The sequence below is a fragment of the Aliiglaciecola aliphaticivorans genome (assembly GCF_054782055.1).
This window is the reverse complement of record NZ_BAAGTF010000017.1, coordinates 31,347-51,591: the sequence shown is the minus strand read 5'-3', so window position 1 is coordinate 51,591 and position 20,245 is coordinate 31,347. Positions and strand designations below refer to the sequence as shown.

Annotated in this window: 25 protein-coding genes; 17 read left to right on the top strand and 8 right to left on the bottom strand. The window is 41.5% G+C overall.

Annotation, left to right across the window (positions count from 1 at the left end; translation table 11 throughout):
- Positions 1-53 precede the first annotated feature (53 nt).
- The gene (gene zapE, locus ACYVIL_RS09345; RefSeq protein ID WP_460312288.1) at positions 54-1,154 is read right to left on the bottom strand and encodes a cell division protein ZapE; all 1,101 of its coding nucleotides are present in this window, start codon (positions 1,152-1,154) and stop codon (positions 54-56) included.
- A 116-nt stretch (positions 1,155-1,270) separates the two neighbouring features.
- On the opposite strand from zapE, the gene ACYVIL_RS09340 reads away from it, so the two are divergent.
- The 4 genes from ACYVIL_RS09340 (at position 1,271) to ACYVIL_RS09325 (ending at position 5,056) form a co-directional block, all read left to right on the top strand.
- Positions 1,271-1,705 carry a ZapG family protein gene (locus ACYVIL_RS09340; RefSeq protein ID WP_303475917.1) on the top strand — a complete coding sequence of 145 codons (435 nt, stop codon included), beginning with the start codon at positions 1,271-1,273 and terminating at the stop codon, positions 1,703-1,705.
- A 258-nt stretch (positions 1,706-1,963) separates the two neighbouring features.
- Positions 1,964-3,328 carry a DegQ family serine endoprotease gene (locus ACYVIL_RS09335; protein WP_460312287.1) on the top strand — a complete coding sequence of 455 codons (1,365 nt, stop codon included), beginning with the start codon at positions 1,964-1,966 and terminating at the stop codon, positions 3,326-3,328.
- Positions 3,329-3,505: 177 nt separating this feature from the next.
- Positions 3,506-4,513: a trypsin-like peptidase domain-containing protein gene (locus ACYVIL_RS09330; RefSeq protein WP_303475922.1), complete on the top strand. Its 1,008-nt coding sequence runs from the start codon at positions 3,506-3,508 to the stop codon at positions 4,511-4,513.
- Between the two features lie 75 nt (positions 4,514-4,588).
- Entirely contained in the window at positions 4,589-5,056 is a 468-nt protein-coding gene (locus ACYVIL_RS09325; protein WP_460312286.1) for a hypothetical protein, read from the top strand.
- On the opposite strand, the gene murA is transcribed toward ACYVIL_RS09325, so the two are convergent.
- From murA to ACYVIL_RS09290, 7 genes are read right to left on the bottom strand one after another with little or no spacing between them, the layout of a single operon-like run.
- The gene (gene murA, locus ACYVIL_RS09320; protein ID WP_303475925.1) at positions 5,049-6,308 is read right to left on the bottom strand and encodes a UDP-N-acetylglucosamine 1-carboxyvinyltransferase; all 1,260 of its coding nucleotides are present in this window, start codon (positions 6,306-6,308) and stop codon (positions 5,049-5,051) included. The genes ACYVIL_RS09325 and murA overlap by 8 nt on opposite strands.
- Positions 6,309-6,319: 11 nt before the next feature.
- Positions 6,320-6,577: a BolA family protein gene (locus ACYVIL_RS09315; protein ID WP_303475928.1), complete on the bottom strand. Its 258-nt coding sequence runs from the start codon at positions 6,575-6,577 to the stop codon at positions 6,320-6,322.
- 28 nt (positions 6,578-6,605) lie between these two features.
- Positions 6,606-6,929, bottom strand: coding sequence for an STAS domain-containing protein (locus ACYVIL_RS09310; protein ID WP_303475931.1), 324 nt, complete (start codon positions 6,927-6,929; stop codon positions 6,606-6,608).
- The gene (gene mlaC / locus ACYVIL_RS09305) at positions 6,930-7,577 is read right to left on the bottom strand and encodes a phospholipid-binding protein MlaC (protein WP_460312285.1); all 648 of its coding nucleotides are present in this window, start codon (positions 7,575-7,577) and stop codon (positions 6,930-6,932) included.
- Positions 7,578-7,602: 25 nt separating this feature from the next.
- Complete coding sequence (gene mlaD, locus ACYVIL_RS09300; RefSeq protein ID WP_303475935.1) at positions 7,603-8,070, bottom strand: outer membrane lipid asymmetry maintenance protein MlaD; 468 nt, start codon at positions 8,068-8,070, stop codon at positions 7,603-7,605.
- Between the two features lie 10 nt (positions 8,071-8,080).
- Positions 8,081-8,857, bottom strand: a complete 777-nt coding sequence (gene mlaE, locus ACYVIL_RS09295) for a lipid asymmetry maintenance ABC transporter permease subunit MlaE (protein WP_303475936.1) — start codon at positions 8,855-8,857, stop codon at positions 8,081-8,083.
- Positions 8,857-9,654, bottom strand: coding sequence for an ATP-binding cassette domain-containing protein (locus tag ACYVIL_RS09290; RefSeq protein WP_303475938.1), 798 nt, complete (start codon positions 9,652-9,654; stop codon positions 8,857-8,859). The genes mlaE and ACYVIL_RS09290 overlap by 1 nt, the downstream gene beginning before the upstream one ends.
- Positions 9,655-10,114: 460 nt before the next feature.
- Between ACYVIL_RS09290 and ACYVIL_RS09285 the strand changes: the two genes are divergently transcribed.
- The 13 genes from ACYVIL_RS09285 to ACYVIL_RS09225 all read left to right on the top strand — a co-directional run bounded on the left by ACYVIL_RS09285 (position 10,115) and on the right by ACYVIL_RS09225 (position 20,219).
- A complete protein-coding gene (locus ACYVIL_RS09285; protein WP_303475940.1) occupies positions 10,115-11,071 on the top strand; it encodes a calcium/sodium antiporter in 957 nt (318 codons plus the stop codon).
- A gap of 16 nt (positions 11,072-11,087) precedes the next feature.
- Complete coding sequence (locus tag ACYVIL_RS09280) at positions 11,088-12,056, top strand: KpsF/GutQ family sugar-phosphate isomerase (protein ID WP_460312284.1); 969 nt, start codon at positions 11,088-11,090, stop codon at positions 12,054-12,056.
- Positions 12,056-12,610 (top strand): 3-deoxy-manno-octulosonate-8-phosphatase KdsC, encoded by a 555-nt coding sequence (gene kdsC, locus ACYVIL_RS09275; protein WP_303475945.1) that lies wholly within the window; start codon positions 12,056-12,058, stop codon positions 12,608-12,610. Before ACYVIL_RS09280 ends, kdsC begins: the two co-directional genes overlap by 1 nt.
- Positions 12,607-13,167, top strand: coding sequence for an LPS export ABC transporter periplasmic protein LptC (lptC, locus tag ACYVIL_RS09270; RefSeq protein ID WP_303475946.1), 561 nt, complete (start codon positions 12,607-12,609; stop codon positions 13,165-13,167). The genes kdsC and lptC overlap by 4 nt, the downstream gene beginning before the upstream one ends.
- On the top strand, positions 13,139-13,726 hold the full coding sequence (gene lptA, locus ACYVIL_RS09265; protein WP_460312283.1) for a lipopolysaccharide transport periplasmic protein LptA: 588 nt from the start codon (positions 13,139-13,141) through the stop codon (positions 13,724-13,726). Before lptC ends, lptA begins: the two co-directional genes overlap by 29 nt.
- Positions 13,726-14,451: an LPS export ABC transporter ATP-binding protein gene (gene lptB, locus ACYVIL_RS09260; protein ID WP_303475951.1), complete on the top strand. Its 726-nt coding sequence runs from the start codon at positions 13,726-13,728 to the stop codon at positions 14,449-14,451. Before lptA ends, lptB begins: the two co-directional genes overlap by 1 nt.
- A 61-nt stretch (positions 14,452-14,512) precedes the next feature.
- Positions 14,513-15,991 (top strand): RNA polymerase factor sigma-54, encoded by a 1,479-nt coding sequence (locus ACYVIL_RS09255; protein WP_303475952.1) that lies wholly within the window; start codon positions 14,513-14,515, stop codon positions 15,989-15,991.
- Between the two features lie 28 nt (positions 15,992-16,019).
- Positions 16,020-16,307 carry a ribosome hibernation promoting factor gene (hpf, locus tag ACYVIL_RS09250; RefSeq protein WP_216049721.1) on the top strand — a complete coding sequence of 96 codons (288 nt, stop codon included), beginning with the start codon at positions 16,020-16,022 and terminating at the stop codon, positions 16,305-16,307.
- Positions 16,308-16,325: 18 nt separating this feature from the next.
- The gene (gene ptsN, locus ACYVIL_RS09245; RefSeq protein WP_303475955.1) at positions 16,326-16,772 is read left to right on the top strand and encodes a PTS IIA-like nitrogen regulatory protein PtsN; all 447 of its coding nucleotides are present in this window, start codon (positions 16,326-16,328) and stop codon (positions 16,770-16,772) included.
- Positions 16,769-17,614 (top strand): RNase adapter RapZ, encoded by an 846-nt coding sequence (gene rapZ, locus ACYVIL_RS09240; protein WP_303475958.1) that lies wholly within the window; start codon positions 16,769-16,771, stop codon positions 17,612-17,614. Before ptsN ends, rapZ begins: the two co-directional genes overlap by 4 nt.
- Positions 17,611-17,886, top strand: coding sequence for an HPr family phosphocarrier protein (locus ACYVIL_RS09235; protein WP_303475961.1), 276 nt, complete (start codon positions 17,611-17,613; stop codon positions 17,884-17,886). The genes rapZ and ACYVIL_RS09235 overlap by 4 nt, the downstream gene beginning before the upstream one ends.
- A 96-nt stretch (positions 17,887-17,982) precedes the next feature.
- Positions 17,983-19,341 carry a magnesium transporter gene (gene mgtE / locus ACYVIL_RS09230; RefSeq protein ID WP_460312282.1) on the top strand — a complete coding sequence of 453 codons (1,359 nt, stop codon included), beginning with the start codon at positions 17,983-17,985 and terminating at the stop codon, positions 19,339-19,341.
- Positions 19,342-19,394: 53 nt separating this feature from the next.
- Positions 19,395-20,219, top strand: coding sequence for a DMT family transporter (locus ACYVIL_RS09225; protein WP_460312281.1), 825 nt, complete (start codon positions 19,395-19,397; stop codon positions 20,217-20,219).
- Positions 20,220-20,245: the final 26 nt, after the last annotated feature.

The following is a 20,245-nucleotide window of genomic DNA, read 5'->3' as shown; positions in this document are numbered from 1 at the left end:
CTTTAATCTGAAATTAATAACTTATTCAATGAATTCTACCTAGAGTAGTGGGTCTAGGGCAAATGTTGTGTTGCTAAATAATCGTGAGACTGCATTTCTTTCAATCGACTTAAGCAACGTTGAAACTCGAAATTAAGCTGTCCTTGGCTATAAAGTTGCTCCATTGGAACCGCTGCAGAAATGATTAACTTCACGTTTCGCTCATAAAACTCATCAACCATTGCAATAAATCTTCTCGCGACATCATCAATTTCTTTGCCCATTTGCTCCACATTGGCAAGTAGCACTGTATGGTAACATTGGCTTAACTCCATATAGTCGTTTTGACTCCGAGGACCGTCACATAAAGCCCTAAATTCAAACATAACTATGCCATCTGCATCTTTCAAAGAAGGAATTTTACGCCCTTCTATTTCAATGTCTCGTTTTACACCACCAATTTCAGGGGAGAGCTGGGCGAAGTATTTATCTAAGTTTTGATTCGCTACTTTGTCTAACGGATAGTGGTAGATTTCGGCCTGCTCCAAGGTCCGCATTCTATAATCAACTCCAGAATCTACGTTAACTATTCGACAATTTTGGTTTATTAGTTCAATCGCGGGTAAGAATCGTGCGCGCTGCAAACCATTGCGATACAGTTCATCGGGAATAATATTAGAAGTCGCAACCAAACATATTCCCCTGGCAAAAAGCTCTTCCATCAAGGTTCCCAAAATCATTGCATCGGTTATGTCTGACACAAAAAATTCATCAAAACAGATGACTTTGGTTTCTTTGGCGAAGATATTGGCAACGATTTTAAGAGGATCACTTTTACCACCGAGGGATTTGAGCTCTTCGTGGACTCGATGCATAAATCGATGAAAGTGAATGCGCATTTTATTTTTAAACGGCAAGCAATCGTAAAAAGTATCAACTAAATAAGTTTTACCACGACCTACCCCACCCCAAAAATAGACACCTTGGATGCTTGGTTTATGCATCCCTTTTCCAAACTTACTCGCAAGCTTGACTCGCCAGGTCAGTTTTTTTCTGGGCTGTGTTAGTTCTTCAAAAAGTCGTTGTAATTCTTTTACCGCATTCTCTTGAGCGGCATCGAAATGAAATTCAGGGTCTTTCAGATCCTGTTGGTATTTTTCCCAAGGCGTTTTCATATACATCCGCTAATATTAAAAATTGTTACTAAATCATCTTGATCAAAAAAAAATTGTCCGCATAGTTTGCTAAGCGAGTATGATTAAGTAAAGCATTAATATAATTTGGAGACATTATGGACTGGATAGTAGGGCTATTGCTATTAGTTGTAGGCATCATTTTTGGTTTTTTTATATCAAAATTCTTTGTTGAACGAAAACTAGCGCAGCAAACTTCGAAACAGGATGAGAATACAGCGAAAGAAATTATGGCGCAAAACGCTTCTGATCACATCAATCAAACTCGCGATATTGTGACTGCTTTACAAAATCAGTGTGAAGGCTTATCAGAACAGTTGGATGCGTTTGAAAGTGCAATAGAAAGAAGTCAATCGGATGACGACGATAAGCTTACTTACTTTGGTGAACAAGCATCGGTTTACATTGGTCATCAACAATCTAAACACAAACGTAAGTCGGAAAACACAGAGTTTCAACCCAAAGACTTTTCTGGCGAACGCACGGGATTGTTCACTGACGCAAAAAATAAGCAAGTCGTCGACGAGAAGTAATTTAATCTGAACTTTGCACACCAATGTTAGGTCATTTGATTAAATGACCTAAACTAGGGATAAGTAGGGTAACTCGATATTTATCTTTTTTGTTTACAGCCGTATGTTTATAGAGGCCTTACTCTTTGAGCTTGTTGGCTAACCCAACAGCATTGATGAATGGCAATAAGAGTCTTTTTAGGTAACGCTTCTTATCCCGAGTTTAGGTTAACTACGTTAATTTGATTTTTAGTTGAATTCTTTGGAGACAAATCTACGATGAAAAAAGTTGTTAATCGTTTAGTACTTACCACCGCCATTATTGTTGGGACGGCCTCTATAGGTATGTCGGCTAATGCCGCTTTACCATTCTTCTCTTCAGACAAAAATGAGGTGCCAACCCTAGCACCTATGTTAGAAGAAACCACCCCAGCTATTGTCAGCATCGCAGTGGAAGGTACACAAGTATCAAGGCAACGAGTCCCGGAAATGTTCCGTCACTTTTTTGGTGGTTCCGATGAACAAGTGCAGGAAAGACCGTTTAAAGGTTTGGGCTCTGGCGTCATCATTGATGCAAAACAAGGATACGTGGTAACGAATAACCATGTGGTCGACAACGCCAACGAAATTACCGTTAAATTAACCGATGGAAGAGAATTAAAAGCTAAGAAGCTTGGTGCTGACGCACAAAGTGATATCGCGTTGCTGCAAATTGAAGCAAAAGATTTACACGCGGTTCCTTTGGCTAACTCTGATAAATTAAGGGTTGGTGATTTTGTTGTTGCCATCGGTAACCCTTTTGGTCTGAATCAAACCGTCACATCGGGAATCGTCAGTGCTTTAGGACGTTCTGGCCTCAATATCGGTGGCTACGAAGATTTCATTCAAACTGATGCGGCCATCAACCGAGGTAACTCTGGTGGTGCGTTGGTGAACCTTCGTGGTGAGCTAATTGGTATCAACACAGCTATTTTTGGACCAAACGGCGGAAATGTTGGAATTGGCTTTGCCATTCCAAGCAACATGATGAAAAGTTTAGTGGATCAAATTATTGAATTTGGTGAAGTGCGTCGAGGCCTGTTAGGTGTTATTGGCCAAGATGTTGATGCTGGATTAGCCGATGCAATGAATCTTGATGTTAATAAAGGCGCATTTGTAAGTGAAGTCAGCCCTGATTCAGCGGCCGAAAAAGGTGGCATTGAATCAGGTGATATAATCACTCACATTAATGGTCTAGCCGTAACCAGTTTCCAAGAGTTGCGTGCAAAAATAGGCACTATGGGAGCCGGAACTGAAGTGGAACTAACCATTTTAAGAAAAGGTAAGTCCCGCGACATCGAAGTGACGTTAGGTGATGCGACAGGAGCAGTGGTTGCAGCGCGTGAAATTCACCCAGCATTAGAGGGGGCAACGTTAACTAACGGAAAAACAGCTCGCGGCAATGACGGCGTCGTTATCTCCGATATTCAAAATCGTTCACCTGCAGCCAGTATCGGTTTGCAAGATGGTGACGTAATCGTGGGTGTTAACAGAGCGAGAGTCACTACTGTGGCGGATTTACGCAGACAAATGGACGAATCTGATGGCGTTATAGCCCTTAACGTTCAACGTGGTAAAACTTCGTTGTATTTAGTCATTCGCTAAATATTGTCACTTTTTAAAGCATAACAGTCCGAAAAATATAGGGCTGTTATGCTTTTATCCTATCAAGATACCTACCATCAATGATTATTCAGTGTTACTCTTAATAATCAGTCATTTAACTTGATCTACCACGTGAAAATACCAGTCTGGCTCCAATTTTTAACAAAATCCGTAGCTTTGGGATTAATCATCTCAGCGCTTATATTAGTATTAGTGCCAGAACTAAGACGAGGTAGTGGCCTGAGTTTCGATGTGTTTAATCGCAGTGAATCTGAACCTGAAAAACAAAGTTATTATGACGCGATAAGTCGCTCTGCCCCCGCTGTCGTCAACATCTATAGCAGTAGTATTGATATTGTTAGGCGTCGACAGGTCAGCCGCACCAGTTTAGGCTCAGGCGTAATTATGACCGAAAGCGGTTATATCCTCACGTGCTGGCATGTTATTCAAAACGCTGAAAGCACCATTGTGGGCCTTCCCGATGGTCGTCGCGTGACCGCAGAACTGGCAGGATACGATGAACTTACCGACCTAGCTGTGCTAAAAATAACGGCTGATAATCTGCAAGTTATTCCGCAAATTGAAGATCCACAAACCCGGGTAGGAGATGTGGTTTTAGCCATAGGTAATCCCCTGAATATTGGGCAAACAATTACCCAAGGTATTATTAGCCGCTCTGGTCACACCATCACCCAAAATTTTAGAGAATTTATTCAGACCGATGCGGTAATGCACGAAGGTAACTCAGGTGGCGCTTTGGTCGATAGTAACGGCGTATTAATCGGAATTAATAACGCCAACTTTAAAACATTAGATAGTCAACGCAGAGTAATAGACGTAAACGGGATCTTTTTCGCCGTGCCATATACGTTAGCCCGTCGCGTTATGGATGAGATAATCGAAAATGGTAAAGCTACCCATGGACAACTTGGCTTTACCGGCGGTATCGATCCTAATGTAGCAGGTATCATTGTGACCGAGGTCGCCTCAGGAGGGCCTGCAGAGCTTGCTGGCTTGCAACAATTCGACATTATCCTATCCATGAATCAAGTGGAATTAGAAACCTTAGATCAGACATTTGACATGATTGCCAAGAGTCGTCCTGGTGAAGAGTTAGATTTATCTATTTCCCGCAATGGTAAAGTGATGAATATTAAAGTCACCGTAGGTGAAGCCAGCTCTTAAAACCCGCAGGGCAAATAGCTGGGGGCGAATGAACAATTTATCTAGCCATCATACTTAACAGGGAAAATAATCAACATGGACAACCCTTACAGTACACCCAAAAGTGATATAGGCACATTAGCAGCTGCTAAAATCATTCCCATGTACTCACCAAATCAAATTACAGTTGGCGCATTTTTCGGTGGTCCCCTTGCGGCGGTATATTTTTTATATCAGAATTTTGCAGGATTAAATCAATTTGATAAGGCACAAAAAACCTTAATATGGGGTTTATCTTTATGTTTTATTTTTGTTTGCTTGTTACCATTTATTCCCGATAATTTCCCAAACACCGTCTTGCCCGTAGCTTATTGTGTTGCTGCTCGACAGCTAAGCATTCAATACCAGTGCAGCAAGCCACAAATAATCGAAAATGATTCATTCACCTTCCAATCTAATTGGCGGGTTTTCGTGATCTCTGTTGCTGCACTGTTATTGTTGATGGTATTAGTGGTACCGGTCATCTTCGCTTTTGAAATGATCAGTCCAATATTGGCTAACTAAAACGCCTGATATTCGCACCCAATTTTGTCAATTTGGTCTCAATATGTTCGTAACCACGGTCTAAGTGATAAATACGGTCAACGATGGTTTCCCCCTTTGCCACTAAACCTGCAATGATTAAACTAGCCGAGGCCCGTAAATCCGTTGCCATCACCTGAGCGCCAGTGAGTTGCTCTACCCCTTCACACACCGCGTTATTAGTCTCAAGGGATATTTTAGCCCCCATCCGTTGTAATTCAGGGACATGCATAAATCGGTTTTCAAATATCGTTTCCGTGACCACACCGTTTCCTTCCGCGACACAGTTTAACGCTACAAATTGTGCTTGCATGTCGGTGGGAAATCCAGGGTGAGGAGCCGTTTTAATATTGACACTTCGAGGACGCTTGCCATGCATATTCAATGACACCCAGTCTTCGCCAGTCTCAATTTCAGCGCCAGCTTGAGTTAGTTTAGACAATACCGCGTCTAAGCAATGGGGAGCCGCGTTGACACAACGAATATTGCCGCCGGTTACTGCCGCAGCAACTAAGAATGTCCCAGTCTCAATTCTGTCGGGTAAAACCCGATAGTGACACCCTTGCAAACGTTTCACGCCAACAATTTTAATGCTATCAGTACCCGCTCCAGTTATTTTTGCCCCCATGCGATTTAAACAGTTGGCCAAATCGACGATCTCAGGCTCCCGTGCAGCGTTTTCTAGGACAGTTTCCCCTTCAGCCAAAGTAGCGGCCATCATCAAATTTTCAGTTGCACCTACGCTCACAATATCCATAAAGATGTGAGCCCCCTTAAGGCGCCCTTCTACTTCTGCGCGAACATATCCAGCATCAACACTGATATTCGCACCCATCTGTTTTAAGCCTTCTAGATGCAAATTCACCGGACGCGCTCCAATGGCACAACCACCTGGTAAAGACACATTCGCTTTACCGTATTTGGCTAACAAAGGGCCCAACACAAGAATCGATGCACGCATGGTTTTAACCAGTTCATATGAAGCGGTCATATTGTCTATTTGACTTGCATCCAATTCTAATTCTTGGTTATCGTGGCGTTTGGCTTTAACTCCCAAACCAGCCAATAACTTGATACTGGTATTGATATCTCTGAGATTTGGAACATTATCGAAAAAACACGATGAGTCAGCTAATATGCAAGACATCAAAATGGGTAAAGCCGCATTTTTTGCGCCAGAAATCACCACCTCTCCTTGCAGGCCGAGGCTGGTATTGATACTAAGTTTATCCATGATTTATAAAATTATTGAGGCACGTTGAACATACGTTCACGTTGCCATTGCTTTTCAGAAAAGGTTTTTATAGAAATGGCATGCATGGTGCCATCAGCAATCTGCTCTTTTAATGGGCCATAAATGAATTGCTGTTTTTTGACTCGACTCATGTTTTCGAATTTGTCGCTCACTGCGATGATTTGAAAATGCGAACCTTCACTTGTTACATGAACTTCGCTTAATTCTAACTGCTCTTTAAGCAGGGCTGCTATTTGTTGATTATCCATTTGCTCTCTTTCACTTTATAAATTTCGGCTATTGTATCGACAAAATACGATTAACGTTGCTTAAATTAGCTAGTTTTATTAATCCTTCGGGCAAGTTAAGCAATTCCAGCGCGACATTTGCGGATTGACAATTTTTCGACAATTCCATAACCCAAGCCAGCCCAGCCGTATCAACCTGATCCACCTCAGCAAAATCTACCTTTAATTTGCTCCCATTGGCCTGACTAGATTGAATCTCGTTTTTTTGCTGCGGCCAGCACTTCATCACCGTTTCACGATTTAAATCACCTTTTAAATGAAATACGCCGTTATCGGATGAAGTAACCTCAACAAGGTTAGATTGCTCAGTCACTTAAGCCTCTTTCTTTTCAAGTGAAATTGGTTGTTCAATTTTTTCGCGCATTAGCTCAATAACTTTATCGATCCCTTGTTGGCGTAAAATACTTTCGAATTCACTTTGCTTCGAAGACAACATGCTAATGCCTTCGGCAACCATATCGTAGGCCTTCCACTCATTGGTTTTTCGGTCTTTTCTGACTTTAAACGCAATCTTAATATCAGGACGTTCGCCGTCTTTGACGATGGCTCGGACGGTGACGCTACGCTCATTCTCAAAATCAGACTCAGGTTCAAACTCGACGGTTTGATCATCGTAATAACCCATAGCCACAGCATAGGTGGTTACCAAATATTCTCTGAAAACCGCGACAAATTCCTGTAGCTGTGATTTTTCAGCTTTAGTGACGTATTTTCCCAATACTTTAAACGCAGAAAATTTGTAATCCACATGGGGTAACAATTCTTCTTTCATAATGGCACGCAACACTTCCGGGTCTTCAGTGATTTTTTGTTTCTCACGTTTAATTCGGTCGAATGTCTGACTCGCAACATCTTTTACCATGCTGTAAGGGTTCGTTTCATCAATGGTTTGCCCATTGGCACTCAGTCCAACCACCAATAATGCGATTGACGCTAACTTTATCAAAAATCTGTTTCTCATAATTATTCCCAACGAGATTGGCAGTTTAGTCACTGCCTTTACTAAATAAAAATTGGCCTATTAAATCTTCCAATACCAGAGCTGACTTAGTATCAGCGATATAATCGCCGTCGGCTAAGTTCTCGATATCATCAATAGTGAAGCCTGGTTGAAATCCCACATACTGCTCCCCTAATAAACCTGACGTTAAAATAGAGGCAGAACTCGTTTCAGGAAACTGGTCATATGCAGTAGAGATATTTAAGGTAACTACGGGAGTAAAGTCTTTTGGGTCGAGCGCGATTTTTTCTACTCGACCTATCACTACTCCACCTACTTTCACCGAAGAACGTTCTTTTAAACCACCAATATTGTCAAACTTCGCATACAGGGTATAGGTATCGCCTTGCCCTACAGTACCTTGACTGGCGACATTAAGTGCTAACATTAACGAGGCAGCAATTGCCAGGGCAACAAACAATCCAACTAATACTTCAACTTTCCTTGATGTCATGCTTATTTCCTCACTCTATTCCAAACATAATTGCGGTTAAAACAAAATCTAATCCAAGTACAGCTAATGACGAATACACCACTGTTTGTGTCGTTGCTGCACTAATACCTTCTGATGTAGGCACTGAATCATACCCTTTAAAAATAGCTATCCAAGTAATCACGAATGCAAAGAAAACACTTTTAATGACACCATTCATCACATCTTCGTTCCATTCCACCGTAGATTGCATAATTGACCAATAACTTCCCACATCCACACCAAGCCATTCTACGCCAACTAGGTGTCCACCTAGGATACCTACGGCACTAAAAATCAGAGTTAACATAGGCATTGATATTAAACCAGCCCAAAGTCGTGGTGCGACGACTCTGCGCAAGGGATCAACGGCCATCATTTCTAGACTACTCAGCTGCTCAGTGGCTTTCATTAAACCAATTTCAGCTGTCAAAGCTGAGCCCGCTCGCCCGGCAAAAAGAAGAGCTGTTACAACTGGCCCAAGTTCTCGCAAAATAGACAAGGCAACCATTGGCCCTAAACTACCTTCTGCCCCATAATCCACCAAGATAGTATAACCTTGTAAAGCCATTACCATGCCGATGAATAAACCAGAAACAATAATGATGGAAAGCGATTGCACACCTACCACATAAATTTGTTTAATGGTTAACGAGATATTTTTAATTTGCGGGGCTGCTAATAGTGCGCCTAACAACATCCCCGTCGCGCGCCCAATGGCCGCAAAACGCTCCAGTGTTGATTGTCCAAGTTTCGCTAACCAATCCACTAACTCACCCCTAAAAATTCTTGCTCCAGCGACTTCGCAGGATAATGGAATGGCACAGGCCCATCTGCTTCACCACGTAAAAATTGTTGAACTAACGCTGAATCACTTTGTTTAATTTGTTCTGGCGTTCCTGAACCAATAATTTTCTTTTCGGCCAAAATGTAAACGTGATCAGCAATACTCATTACCTCATTTACATCATGGGTAACGACCACACTGGTTAAATTCAACGCGTTATTTAATTCTTTTATCAGTTTAACCAAAACCCCCATGGAAATAGGATCTTGCCCAGCAAAGGGTTCATCGTACAATATCAACTCAGGGTCTAAAGCGATTGCTCGAGCGAGGGCTGCACGACGAGCCATTCCACCTGATAATTCGCTTGGCATTAAATTAACCGCACCGCGCAATCCCACAGCTTGAAGTTTCAACAACACAATGGTTTTAATCAGGTCTTCAGACAAATTACTGTGTTCTCGCAAAGGATAAGCAATATTATCGAATACACTGATATCGGTGAACAATGCCCCGCTTTGAAACAACATACTCATTTGACGACGCACATGAAACAATCGTTTGCGGGACATACCTGGAATGGATTCCCCTCGAAATTGAATATCACCGCTATCGGGACGCAACTGTCCACCTATTAATTTTAGTAGTGTTGTTTTGCCAATACCACTAGGACCCATTATCGCAGTGGTTTTACCTTCTGGTATGTGCAACGAGATATTGTCGTATATTACACGGCTACCGCGTTTAAAGGTTAAACTATCTATTTCTATTAAATTTTTCACCGAAACTCCGAATGGCCTGGATGAGTAGACAAGACAAACACCTAAAATGTTTCAACCGATGCGACGATTTGAGGCCATTTTAACGTTTTTCAAGGTGAATAAATAATTAATCAACCTAAAACCTCATATACTTTTTGTTATTGAATAGATAATAACAGTATAGATTAAGAAGGATGTTGACTAACTACTTCGATTTGTAACAAAGCGTAACACCAAGCAAATTGTAATCATGGTGCTGTATTATAATAGGTACGACATATTTAACCTTGATTTTACAAGATCGGCCTCAACATCTAGTGATATAAAGGTCTTGTTAATCTGGAAGAATACAAAGTAATGGCACGTTAAGATAAGCATAGTAGGTTATTATCTGGCGGCGTTAATTATTATTGTAAAGACATTAGGAATTACATATGTATTTTGCGATAATCATATCATTGTTTTTTAAAGAAATAGTCAAGTGATATTAGAATTCCTTATTTTTATAGCAGGTCTGGCAGCATTAAGTTGGAGCGCTGACAAATTTGTTTATGGTGCTTCAGCGCTCGCCACCAACATCGGTGTTTCCCCCATGATAATTGGACTAACAATTGTAGCAATGGGGTCTTCAGCACCGGAAATCGTTGTTTCCGCAACCGCATCTTTGAGTAACAACCCAGATACCGCAGTTGGAAATGCAATCGGTTCTAATATTACCAACATCGCCTTAGTATTAGGTATTACTGCCATTCTCAAACCTTTAATGGTATCCAGTAGCACCATTAGACGTGAACTTCCTGTTTTGCTCGCGGTTACCTTGCTGGCGGTATACTTTCTAGCAGATGGTCACTTGAGTGTTATTGAAGGTGTAATATTAATCGTTTTGTTCTTTTTAACCATAGGAGGCTTAACTTGGATTTCCTTAAGTGCTGAGAAAAACGATCCTCTACATACAGAAACCGCAGATGAAGTTCCCCGCGGAGTGCCCGCCTCAAAAGCCATATTCTGGGTAATTTTAGGCCTTATTTTCTTACCCTTGAGTGCGCATTTTATGGTTGACTCAGCAGTTCATATTGCACGATATATGGGGATGAGTGAACTGGTAATTGGATTAACAATCATAGCCCTAGGTACTAGCCTCCCAGAGCTAGCAGCTTGCATCGCCGGTGTGCTTAAAGGAGAAGACGATCTTGTGTTGGGCAACATTATTGGCTCAAATATTTTCAACATCTTAGCTGTGTTGGCGATGCCTGGACTTTTGGCACCGGGTATTATCGACGCAAATGTCGCTCAACGAGACATGTACGCTATGTTAATCGTGACCGTATTACTGATTATTTTTAGTTTTAATATACGCGGTAAAAGGCAAATCAACCGATGGGAAGGTATAGCCTTAGTTGGTTGTTATCTAGCTTATTGCGCCTTCTTGTTTTTTTAAATAAAGGGAACTGGTTGTGTCTTCAGATTATATTGCATCAGCACGTAAAGTTTTAGAAATCGAGTCTCAGGCTGTTTTGCAGTTACAACAATATATTGATGAAAGTTTTGCAAGAAGCTGCCAAATTATTCGAAAGTGCAAGGGAAAAGTAGTTGTCTCCGGCATGGGAAAATCAGGCCATATTGGCCATAAGATTGCGGCTACGTTGGCCAGTACTGGCACACCTGCGTTTTTTATGCATCCAGGAGAAGCTAATCATGGAGATTTAGGCATGATTAGTCCCCAAGATGTTTTGATAGCCATTTCTAATTCCGGTGAAACCGCAGAGTTACTCAATTTAATTCCCGTGGTCAAACGATTGGAAGTCCCTATTATTTCAATGACCAATAGTAAACAAAGTTCTTTAGGGAAACACTCAGACGAAGTTCTTTGTATTAAGGTTGAACAAGAAGCGTGCTCCTTGGGGTTAGCTCCCACCGCCAGTACTACCGCTACTTTAGCCATGGGAGATGCCTTAGCCGTGGCCCTGCTCAATGCCAGCGGTTTTACTTCTGCTGATTTCGCTTTATCTCACCCTGGCGGAAGTTTAGGTCGTAGATTGTTACTAACCATTGCAGATATCATGCATACTGGAGATGAGTTACCCTTAGTGGAGTTTAATCAAACGGTGCGTAATGCATTGTTCGAAATATCGAAAAAAGGCTTAGGAATGACTGGCATTACTGACAAAGAAGGTAAGTTAGTTGGAATTTTTACCGATGGCGATTTACGCCGAATTCTTGATGATAGGGTTGATATCCACGAAACCCTAGTTTCTGATGTTATGACAACAAATAGTAAAACAAGCCGACCGGAAATGTTAGCGGTTGAAGGGTTAAATTTAATGGAGAAATACAGTATCAATTCAATGTTTGCAGTAGATCGTGAAAATAAGCCTGTGGGTGCATTAAATATGCACATGTTGCTTAAAGCTGGAGTGGTATAGTGGCGATTATTGAAACGCTTTATGGGCCAGTTAATAACCATTTCATTAACAAGCTCAGCAAAGTAAAATTACTCGTATGTGACGTCGATGGCATATTCTCAGACGGCAGCATTTTTATGGGTAATAATGGTGAGGAATTGAAAGCATTTCATACTCTTGACGGTTATGGTGTGAAATCCATGTTAGAAATTGGCATTGATGTAGCTATCGTGACTGGTCGCCAATCTGCCATTGTTGAAAATAGAATGTCTGCACTGGGCGTGTCATTGATAATCCAAGGTGTCGAGGACAAAAAAAATGCGGTGCAAAAGCTTAAAAATGGGTTAAATTTAAAGAAAGAAAATATCGCTTCGATGGGAGATGATATGCCCGATGTCGGCATGTTTGAACAAAGTAATGTATCAATTAGTGTTCCAAATGGTCACCCCTACGTAAAATCAGTGGCTGAGTATGTCACGCAAACACAAGGTGGAGCGGGTGCAGTGAGAGAAATATGTGACCTTATTTTGTTCGCTAATAATAAATTAAATCGTATATACGGTAGTAGTGTATGAATCGAATCACCCTAAGCATTGGCATTTTGTTTGTGCTAATCTTAATGGTATATGTACCAGGGTGGATGGGTTCAGATACAGAACAAACTAACTCTAATAGCGAAGATTCTTGGCAGCCAAATTACCAAGCGAGGAATATGCGCAGTACTCTTTACAATGAAAATGGCGAAGTGAACCATGAAGTTTTCGCCCTTAAAATGGAACATTATCAAATTCTAGGTTTCACCTTATTCAGCCATCCTAAATACACCATCTATGTTTCTGATGAACAAAATCCTTGGCATGTAGAAGCAGATGAAGGCACACTTTATGAGGACAATCGCATTCAATTAGAAACTGACGTAGAAATTAGAAGCCTTGATGATTCTGGATTTGTGCAAACAATTAGAACACAATTTTTAGAAATTAATTTGGTAGACAAAACAATGATGTCAGATGAGCCAGTTGAGATAAACGGAAAAGATTTTGTTGTTAAAAGTAATGGCTTTGTTGCAAATTTAACTACGCAGGAATATGAACTTAAAAATCATGTGCAAACTCAATATGCGCCTCGTTAGCGCCTTAATAACCAGCTTACTGTTTAGCACTGCTATATTGGCAGGTGAAAACGACTTTAATTTACCGATTAAAGTTGACTCTAAGTCAAACTTTTTTGATGGTAAAACCAAAACCTCTATTTTTAGAAAAGACGTTAGGATTACCCAAGGCTCCCTTGAGATTCTGGCGGATGAAGTTGAAGTTATCGCTGGCTTAGGTGAAGGTAAAGAAATATTTATTGCTCGGGGGGAACCCGCAAAATACAGTCAAACACTAGATGATGGCAGTAAAATTAGTGCTGCTGCCAATGAAATAAAATACCAAGTGTCTAATCGAACATTAACCTTAGTTGGATCAGCTGAATTGAATCAGGATAGCAGCCTTGTTAAAGGTGAATCCATTCAATTCAATATGGAGTTAGAACAATTAATAGCTGAAAGTGACAGCAATGCAGAAGGTGGTGTTACGGCTATTTTTCAACCTGAAAGTATTCGTAAACGTCAGGACGAAAGTGCAAACGAAGAATCCAAAAATTCAGAACAGCAAGACATTAACAAGTTGCAGGATGAACAACCTTAATGGCAACATTAAAAGCAACCAATTTAGCTAAATCATATAAATCTCGACAGGTAGTTCGTGATGTTAGTTTGGAAGTGTCTACTGGACAAATTGTTGGTTTGTTGGGTCCTAATGGTGCAGGTAAAACAACCACGTTTTATATGATTGTTGGGCTAGTACCTTTAGACAAAGGCGATATTTTTATTGACCAAACAGCGTTGACATTGCAGCCCATGCACATTCGGGCTAGAAAAGGAATTGGGTATCTTCCCCAAGAATCATCTATATTTCGTAAACTGACCGTTTACCAAAATATTATGGCAATTTTGCAAACCCGAAAGGAATTGAGTTCTGACCAGCGCGAAGAGCAAGCTGATGCATTACTCGATGAGTTTAATATAAATCACATTCGCAATAGCCTTGGCATGAGTTTATCTGGGGGCGAACGTCGAAGAGTAGAAATAGCACGGGCGTTAGCTGCCGCACCAGAATTTATCCTATTGGATGAGCCTTTCGCTGGAGTAGACCCTATTTCGGTGAATGACATAAAAAAAATAATTCAACACTTGCGTGACAGAGGTATTGGAGTATTAATAACGGATCACAATGTACGTGAAACCCTAGACGTGTGTGAAAAAGCGTATATTGTGAGTCATGGTGAATTAATAGCTTCTGGTACTGCAGAAGAAGTTTTAAATAATCAACAAGTCAGAGATGTATACCTTGGCGAGCAATTCAAGCTATAGTACAGGTATGTTGTTTTTAACCAAAGCTTTGTGGCTAAACAAGTAAGAATAAAAAAACTAAATGAAACCCTCGTTACAATTAAAATTTAGTCAGCAACTAACAATGACGCCTCAATTGCAGCAGGCGATACGTCTATTGCAGTTGTCAACGCTGGATTTACAACAAGAAATACAGGAAGCGTTAGAATCCAACCCCCTTTTGGAAGTAGAGGATGGTTCTGATGTCCCCACTGGGGATTCCGCTCTAGCAGATAGTAATGATAAATTCACTGAAGAAACCGTTTCCGCAAGTTCAGATTCCATTGACACTAACGAAGCGTTAGAAAAAGCGGATATACCAGACGAATTACCCATAGATAGTACCTGGGATGAATATATCAGTGCATCTTCAGCACCCGCATCTATTAGTGGTGGTAGCGGCGGGGATGATGATCAAGTTTTCCAAGGCGAAACCAGTGAAAACATACAAGATCATTTGTTATGGCAGATGCGGCTGACCCCTTTTTCAGAAGTTGATAACGCCATCGCCATTGCAATCATCGACTCAATCGATGAATCTGGATATCTCACCATTAGCACTGAAGATGTGCTTGCAAGTCTCGACCACGAAGATGTAGAGCTAGATGAAGTTGAATGTGTTTTAAAACGCATTCAAATGTTCGATCCTATTGGTTCCGGTTCAAGAACTCCCCAAGAGTGTCTAATGGTGCAAATGAATCAATTTGCGCCTGATACGCCATGGTTGAATGAAGCTAAATTATTGATCAGTGAATATGCAGACCTGTTGGGTAGCAAAGACTACCGAACACTAATGCGTAAAACGCGCTTAAAAGAAGATGAATTACGTGAGGCCATGCGCTTATTGCAAACCTTGAACCCTCGCCCAGGCAGCGCGTTAATAATTAGTGATTCAGAGTACGTCATTCCTGATGTTTCTGTAATGAAGAAAAATGGACGTTGGCAAGTAGAGTTAAATCCCGATAGCTTGCCTAAACTGAATGTGAATCAGCAGTATGCAGCTATGAGCCGCAACGCTAAAAACACCAGTGACAGCCAGTTTATTCGTTCACATATGCAAGAAGCCAAATGGTTTATCAAAAGCCTTGAAAGTAGAAATGATACGCTACTAAAAGTAGCCAACTGTATTGTTCAACAGCAAGTCGGATTTTTCGAGCATGGACCGGAAATGATGAAACCAATGGTGTTAAATGATGTCGCAGAAATGGTGGATATGCATGAATCAACCATTTCCCGTGTTACTACACAAAAATATATGCATACACCAAGAGGGATATACGAGCTGAAGTACTTCTTCTCCAGCCATGTGGCAACAGATTCTGGCGGAGAGTGTTCTTCCACGGCGATTCGCGCGCTCATTAAAAAACTTATTGCTGCCGAGCTTCCAACGAAGCCGCTTAGTGATAGTAAGATTGCTGATCTACTGGCCGACCAAGGCATAAAGGTTGCCCGTAGAACCATAGCAAAATACCGGGAGTCTTTATCGATCCCACCGTCTAACCAACGCAAGAGCCTGCTGTAGGCTCGACAACAGAAGGAATACGCTAATTATGCAAATTAACCTTACTGGCCATCATGTAGAAATTACAGATTCATTGCGAGATTACGTAGACAACAAATTTACAAAGTTAGAAAGGCATTTTGATCACATCAACAATGTCCATGTCATTCTCAATGTCGAAAAGCTTAATCAAAAGGCTGAAGCGACAGTTCATCTTAGCGGAGGGGAAGTGTTTGCAACCTCAGAACATAACGATATGTACGCAGCCATTGACGGATTAATCGATAAGCTTGATCGACAGGTGATCAAGCACAAGGAAAAAATCAAACGTCATTAACCTATATTAGATTATTTAATGGAAATTAAAGACATCCTTTCCTCTGACTGCACAAGTTGTGCAGTTCAGGGGACAAGTAAAAAACGAATTCTTGAAACTATCAGCCTGATAGCGGCAGAAAAGATTGACGGTATTGATCAGACTACCATTTTAAATAGTTTGGTAAATCGCGAAAAAATGGGTAGTACAGGAATCGGTAATGGTATTGCCTTACCCCATGGCAGATTAGCCGGCTTAAAAGACGTCGTTGCCATATTAATCACCAGTGATCCTTCCATCAACTTTGACGCCATAGATAACTGCCCTGTCGATATATTTTTTGCTATTTTAGTACCTGAAGATAAAGCTGCAGGCCATCTGCAAACCTTAGCAACCATAGCAACAAAGTTAAGTGACAAAGAGATTCTTAAACGTATCCGCAGCGCACAAGACAATAGCCAGTTATATGAGGCAATCGTTGCATGAAGCTGATTATTATTAGTGGTCGTTCTGGCTCAGGAAAGTCTATTGCACTGCGCTCTTTAGAAGATTTAGGTTATTATTGTGTTGATAATATTCCAGTTAATCTTCTGCCCACCCTGACCCATACGGTGATGGATGAGTATGATCAAGTAGCCGTCAGTATCGATGTGAGAAACCTTCCTAAGGTATCTGGTGAACTAGTCGAAATTCTTGATTATTTGCCAGCAAACTGGGATATGACCATCGTTTATTTAGATGCCAGTGATGACATGCTAATTAAACGTTTCAGCGAAACCCGCAGACTGCACCCGCTGTCACGTCAAAACAAATCCCTTTCAGATGCGATTCAAGCGGAAGGTCAATTATTAGCTCCTATCGCAGAACGTGCTGACTTATATTTAGATACTGACAAGCTTTCAGTTCACCAATTAGCGGAGTTAGTGCGAGAACGAATATTAGGCAAAAAGAGTTCTAGGCTGGTTTTAGTATTTGAGTCTTTTGGATTCAAATATGGCATACCCAAAGATGCAGACTACGTATTTGATGCACGTTTTTTGCCTAACCCCCATTGGGAACCCGATTTGAAACATTTGACGGGTTTAGATTCACCAGTAGAGATATTTTTAGGTTCCCAGCCAATAGTAACGAAATTTATTTGGCAAATTCAAAACCTCATATCGACCTGGCTTCCTCATTTAGAAAGAAATAATCGTAGTTACGTAACAGTCGCAATAGGCTGCACCGGTGGACAACATCGCTCAGTTTATGTTGCCGAGTCATTAGCAAAAACATTTTCAGCTTCTCACCCTGATGTGCAAATTAGACACCGAGAGTTAAACCGATGAACCGCTTCGAAAAACAAATCGTTATCGTCAATAAGCTAGGTTTACATGCACGAGCAGCCACCGAATTAGTCAAAGTAGCCAACCAATTTGACGCTGTAGTAACACTAGTTCAAGGTGAAAAATCAGCATCGGCAAATAGTGTGTTGGGTTTGATGATGTTGGAAAGCTCTCAAGGCAAAAAAGTCCAAGTTATCAGTGAAGGTGTAGACGCGGAACCGGCTCTGGCGGCGATTGAAAAGCTCATTGTAGAAAAATTTCACGAAAACGAATAACACGTCAGTTTTCAAGTTATGCAAATAATTGCTGACCTGTCGCCCGTAACCCTCTAAACTATTCATAATAGTAGTTTTTTCATCGAGCTGTACTCCATGGCTGAAGCATTAGAGGTTAAACACGCACAACGTCAATTGAAGGCTATCAATAAAGCCTTGGCCAGTGGCCGGTTTATGCATGTCCGCAAAACCATTCACGATTTGCCCGCTTGTGATATCGCTCTACTCCTTGAATCATCCCCAAGCAAGTCTAGAACCGAACTATGGGAAATGTTAGACGCCGATTTTTATGGTGATGTTTTAGAGGAGCTATCCGAAGATGTGCGCAACGGTATTATCGGACAAATGCTTCCCGATAAAGTGGTTGATGCCCTTGAAGATATGGAGATTGATAACTTAGCGGAAACCTTAAGCAGTTTGCCGCAATCCGTATCCAAAGACGTTCTCAAGTCCATGGATGAACAAGACCGTCAGCGAGCGGAAAAGGCCCTGTCATATGGCGAGGACACAGCCGGGTTCATCATGAATACCGATACCATTACCCTGCGCTCTGATGTGAATATTGACGTGATTTTGCGGTATTTACGACTCAAAGGCGAAATTCCCGAAAGCACTGACACTTTTTATGTGGTAAGCAGAAATGACACCCTCATTGGAACTGTACCTGTAACAGCGCTTCTCACCGCATTACCTGACTCCAGTATTGAAGATATTATGGATGAGGAAGCTGAGGCCATTCCAGTTGATATGGCTGAAACAGACGTAGCCAAATTATTTGAACGCTATAACTGGTTGTCCGCCCCAGTAGTCGATTCAAATCGACAATTACTAGGGCGAATTACTATTGACGATGTAGTGGATATTATTCGTGAAGACGCTGAACATTCCATGATGAGTATGGCCGGTTTAGATGACGAAGAAGATACTTTTGCACCCGTACTGCAAAGTACTCAGCGCCGCTCTGTGTGGCTTGCGGTTAATTTAGTCACGGCCCTGCTCGCCGCAGCGGTAAGCGACTTGTTTGAAGCGACCTTAAGTCAGATGGCGGTATTAGCCATCTTAAACACCATTGTACCGAGTATGGGGGGAGTTGCCGGTAATCAAACTTTAACACTGGTTATTCGCGGCATGGCTCTAGGTCATGTGAGCACCGATAACTCAAGGTGGCTAATAAGTAAAGAATTGGCCATTGGCTTTCTAAATGGAGCAGTTTGGGCAATATTAATCGCTTCCGTCATCGCCATTTGGAAACAAGATTGGATGTTAGGTGGCGTGATTGCATTCGCAATGATGATAAATATGGTTGCTGCCGGACTAGCTGGGGCTACGCTCCCCCTAGTGATGAAAAAATTAAAAATTGATCCAGCCCTTGCTGGAAGCGTCATTTTAACCACGATCACTGATGTGGTCGGTATTTTTGCATTTTTAGGCACTGCCACCTTGCTGCTTGTCTAGTCACTGGAGATAAAATTATTAAATCTACACCACAATTAGTCGGATTTATTATTGTGGCATTATTGGCTTTTGCTGGTAACTCTATTTTGTGTAGACTCGCCTTAGCAGAATCAAGCATAGACGCAACGTCTTTCACATTAATTCGCTTAATATCGGGCGCGGCAATGTTAATGCTAATCTTGGTTGTGAAAGGTAATTCCAAGCAAGTCAAAAAGAGTGGCACCTGGCCTGCTAGCTTGGCACTTTTCATTTATGCTGCTGGGCTTTCCTATGCTTATATTGAATTGGATACTGGCGTAGGTGCGCTAATTTTATTTGCTTGCGTACAAATTACCATGCTTATCATCAGTTGGTATTACGGAGCTCGCTTAACCTTAGTCGAGTCTTTGGGTGTCTTGGTTGCATTCGCCGGTTTCATCTACCTTGTATCGCCTGGTGTCGATTCGCCTTCGATAATGGGTGTAATGTTAATGGCCGGGGCTGGTATTGCTTGGGGATACTATTCTATCATCGGGAGTCGTTCATCAACCCCTTTGACTGATACAACGTCTAACTTCATTCGAGCTTCACTCATTTGTTTAATATTGGTCCCATTGTTGTTGATTGAAGCAAGTCAATTTGAAACCATGGGAGTTGTTTATGCACTAGCTTCTGGAATGATCACTTCTGGGGTTGGCTACGCCATTTGGTATAAAGTACTTCCTCACATTCGTTCTAGCGTGGCTGCAGTTTTACAACTAAGTGTGCCGGCAATAGCTGCAGTAGGGGGTTTATTGCTGTTGGATGAGCTACTCACAGCAAAAATGTTAATTGCCAGTGGCGCAATCCTTGGCGGTATCGGATTAGTAATCTACGGTAAACAACAGCAAACAAACTAATCCGGTTCTCGAAGAAAGAAGAAAAG

Coding starts and splice junctions, on each gene's coding strand:
- mlaC (WP_460312285.1), bottom strand. CDS start 7,577: ATGAGAAACAGATTTTTGATAAAGTTAGCGTCAATCGCATTATTGGTG.
- ACYVIL_RS09340 (WP_303475917.1), top strand. CDS start 1,271: ATGGACTGGATAGTAGGGCTATTGCTATTAGTTGTAGGCATCATTTTT.
- zapE (WP_460312288.1), bottom strand. CDS start 1,154: ATGAAAACGCCTTGGGAAAAATACCAACAGGATCTGAAAGACCCTGAA.
- lptA (WP_460312283.1), top strand. CDS start 13,139: ATGTGCAAACTCAATATGCGCCTCGTTAGCGCCTTAATAACCAGCTTA.
- lptB (WP_303475951.1), top strand. CDS start 13,726: ATGGCAACATTAAAAGCAACCAATTTAGCTAAATCATATAAATCTCGA.
- ACYVIL_RS09315 (WP_303475928.1), bottom strand. CDS start 6,577: ATGGATAATCAACAAATAGCAGCCCTGCTTAAAGAGCAGTTAGAATTA.
- mlaD (WP_303475935.1), bottom strand. CDS start 8,070: ATGACATCAAGGAAAGTTGAAGTATTAGTTGGATTGTTTGTTGCCCTG.
- hpf (WP_216049721.1), top strand. CDS start 16,020: ATGCAAATTAACCTTACTGGCCATCATGTAGAAATTACAGATTCATTG.
- ACYVIL_RS09325 (WP_460312286.1), top strand. CDS start 4,589: ATGGACAACCCTTACAGTACACCCAAAAGTGATATAGGCACATTAGCA.
- mgtE (WP_460312282.1), top strand. CDS start 17,983: ATGGCTGAAGCATTAGAGGTTAAACACGCACAACGTCAATTGAAGGCT.
- ACYVIL_RS09335 (WP_460312287.1), top strand. CDS start 1,964: ATGAAAAAAGTTGTTAATCGTTTAGTACTTACCACCGCCATTATTGTT.
- murA (WP_303475925.1), bottom strand. CDS start 6,308: ATGGATAAACTTAGTATCAATACCAGCCTCGGCCTGCAAGGAGAGGTG.
- ACYVIL_RS09235 (WP_303475961.1), top strand. CDS start 17,611: ATGAACCGCTTCGAAAAACAAATCGTTATCGTCAATAAGCTAGGTTTA.
- ACYVIL_RS09255 (WP_303475952.1), top strand. CDS start 14,513: ATGAAACCCTCGTTACAATTAAAATTTAGTCAGCAACTAACAATGACG.
- ptsN (WP_303475955.1), top strand. CDS start 16,326: ATGGAAATTAAAGACATCCTTTCCTCTGACTGCACAAGTTGTGCAGTT.
- lptC (WP_303475946.1), top strand. CDS start 12,607: ATGAATCGAATCACCCTAAGCATTGGCATTTTGTTTGTGCTAATCTTA.
- rapZ (WP_303475958.1), top strand. CDS start 16,769: ATGAAGCTGATTATTATTAGTGGTCGTTCTGGCTCAGGAAAGTCTATT.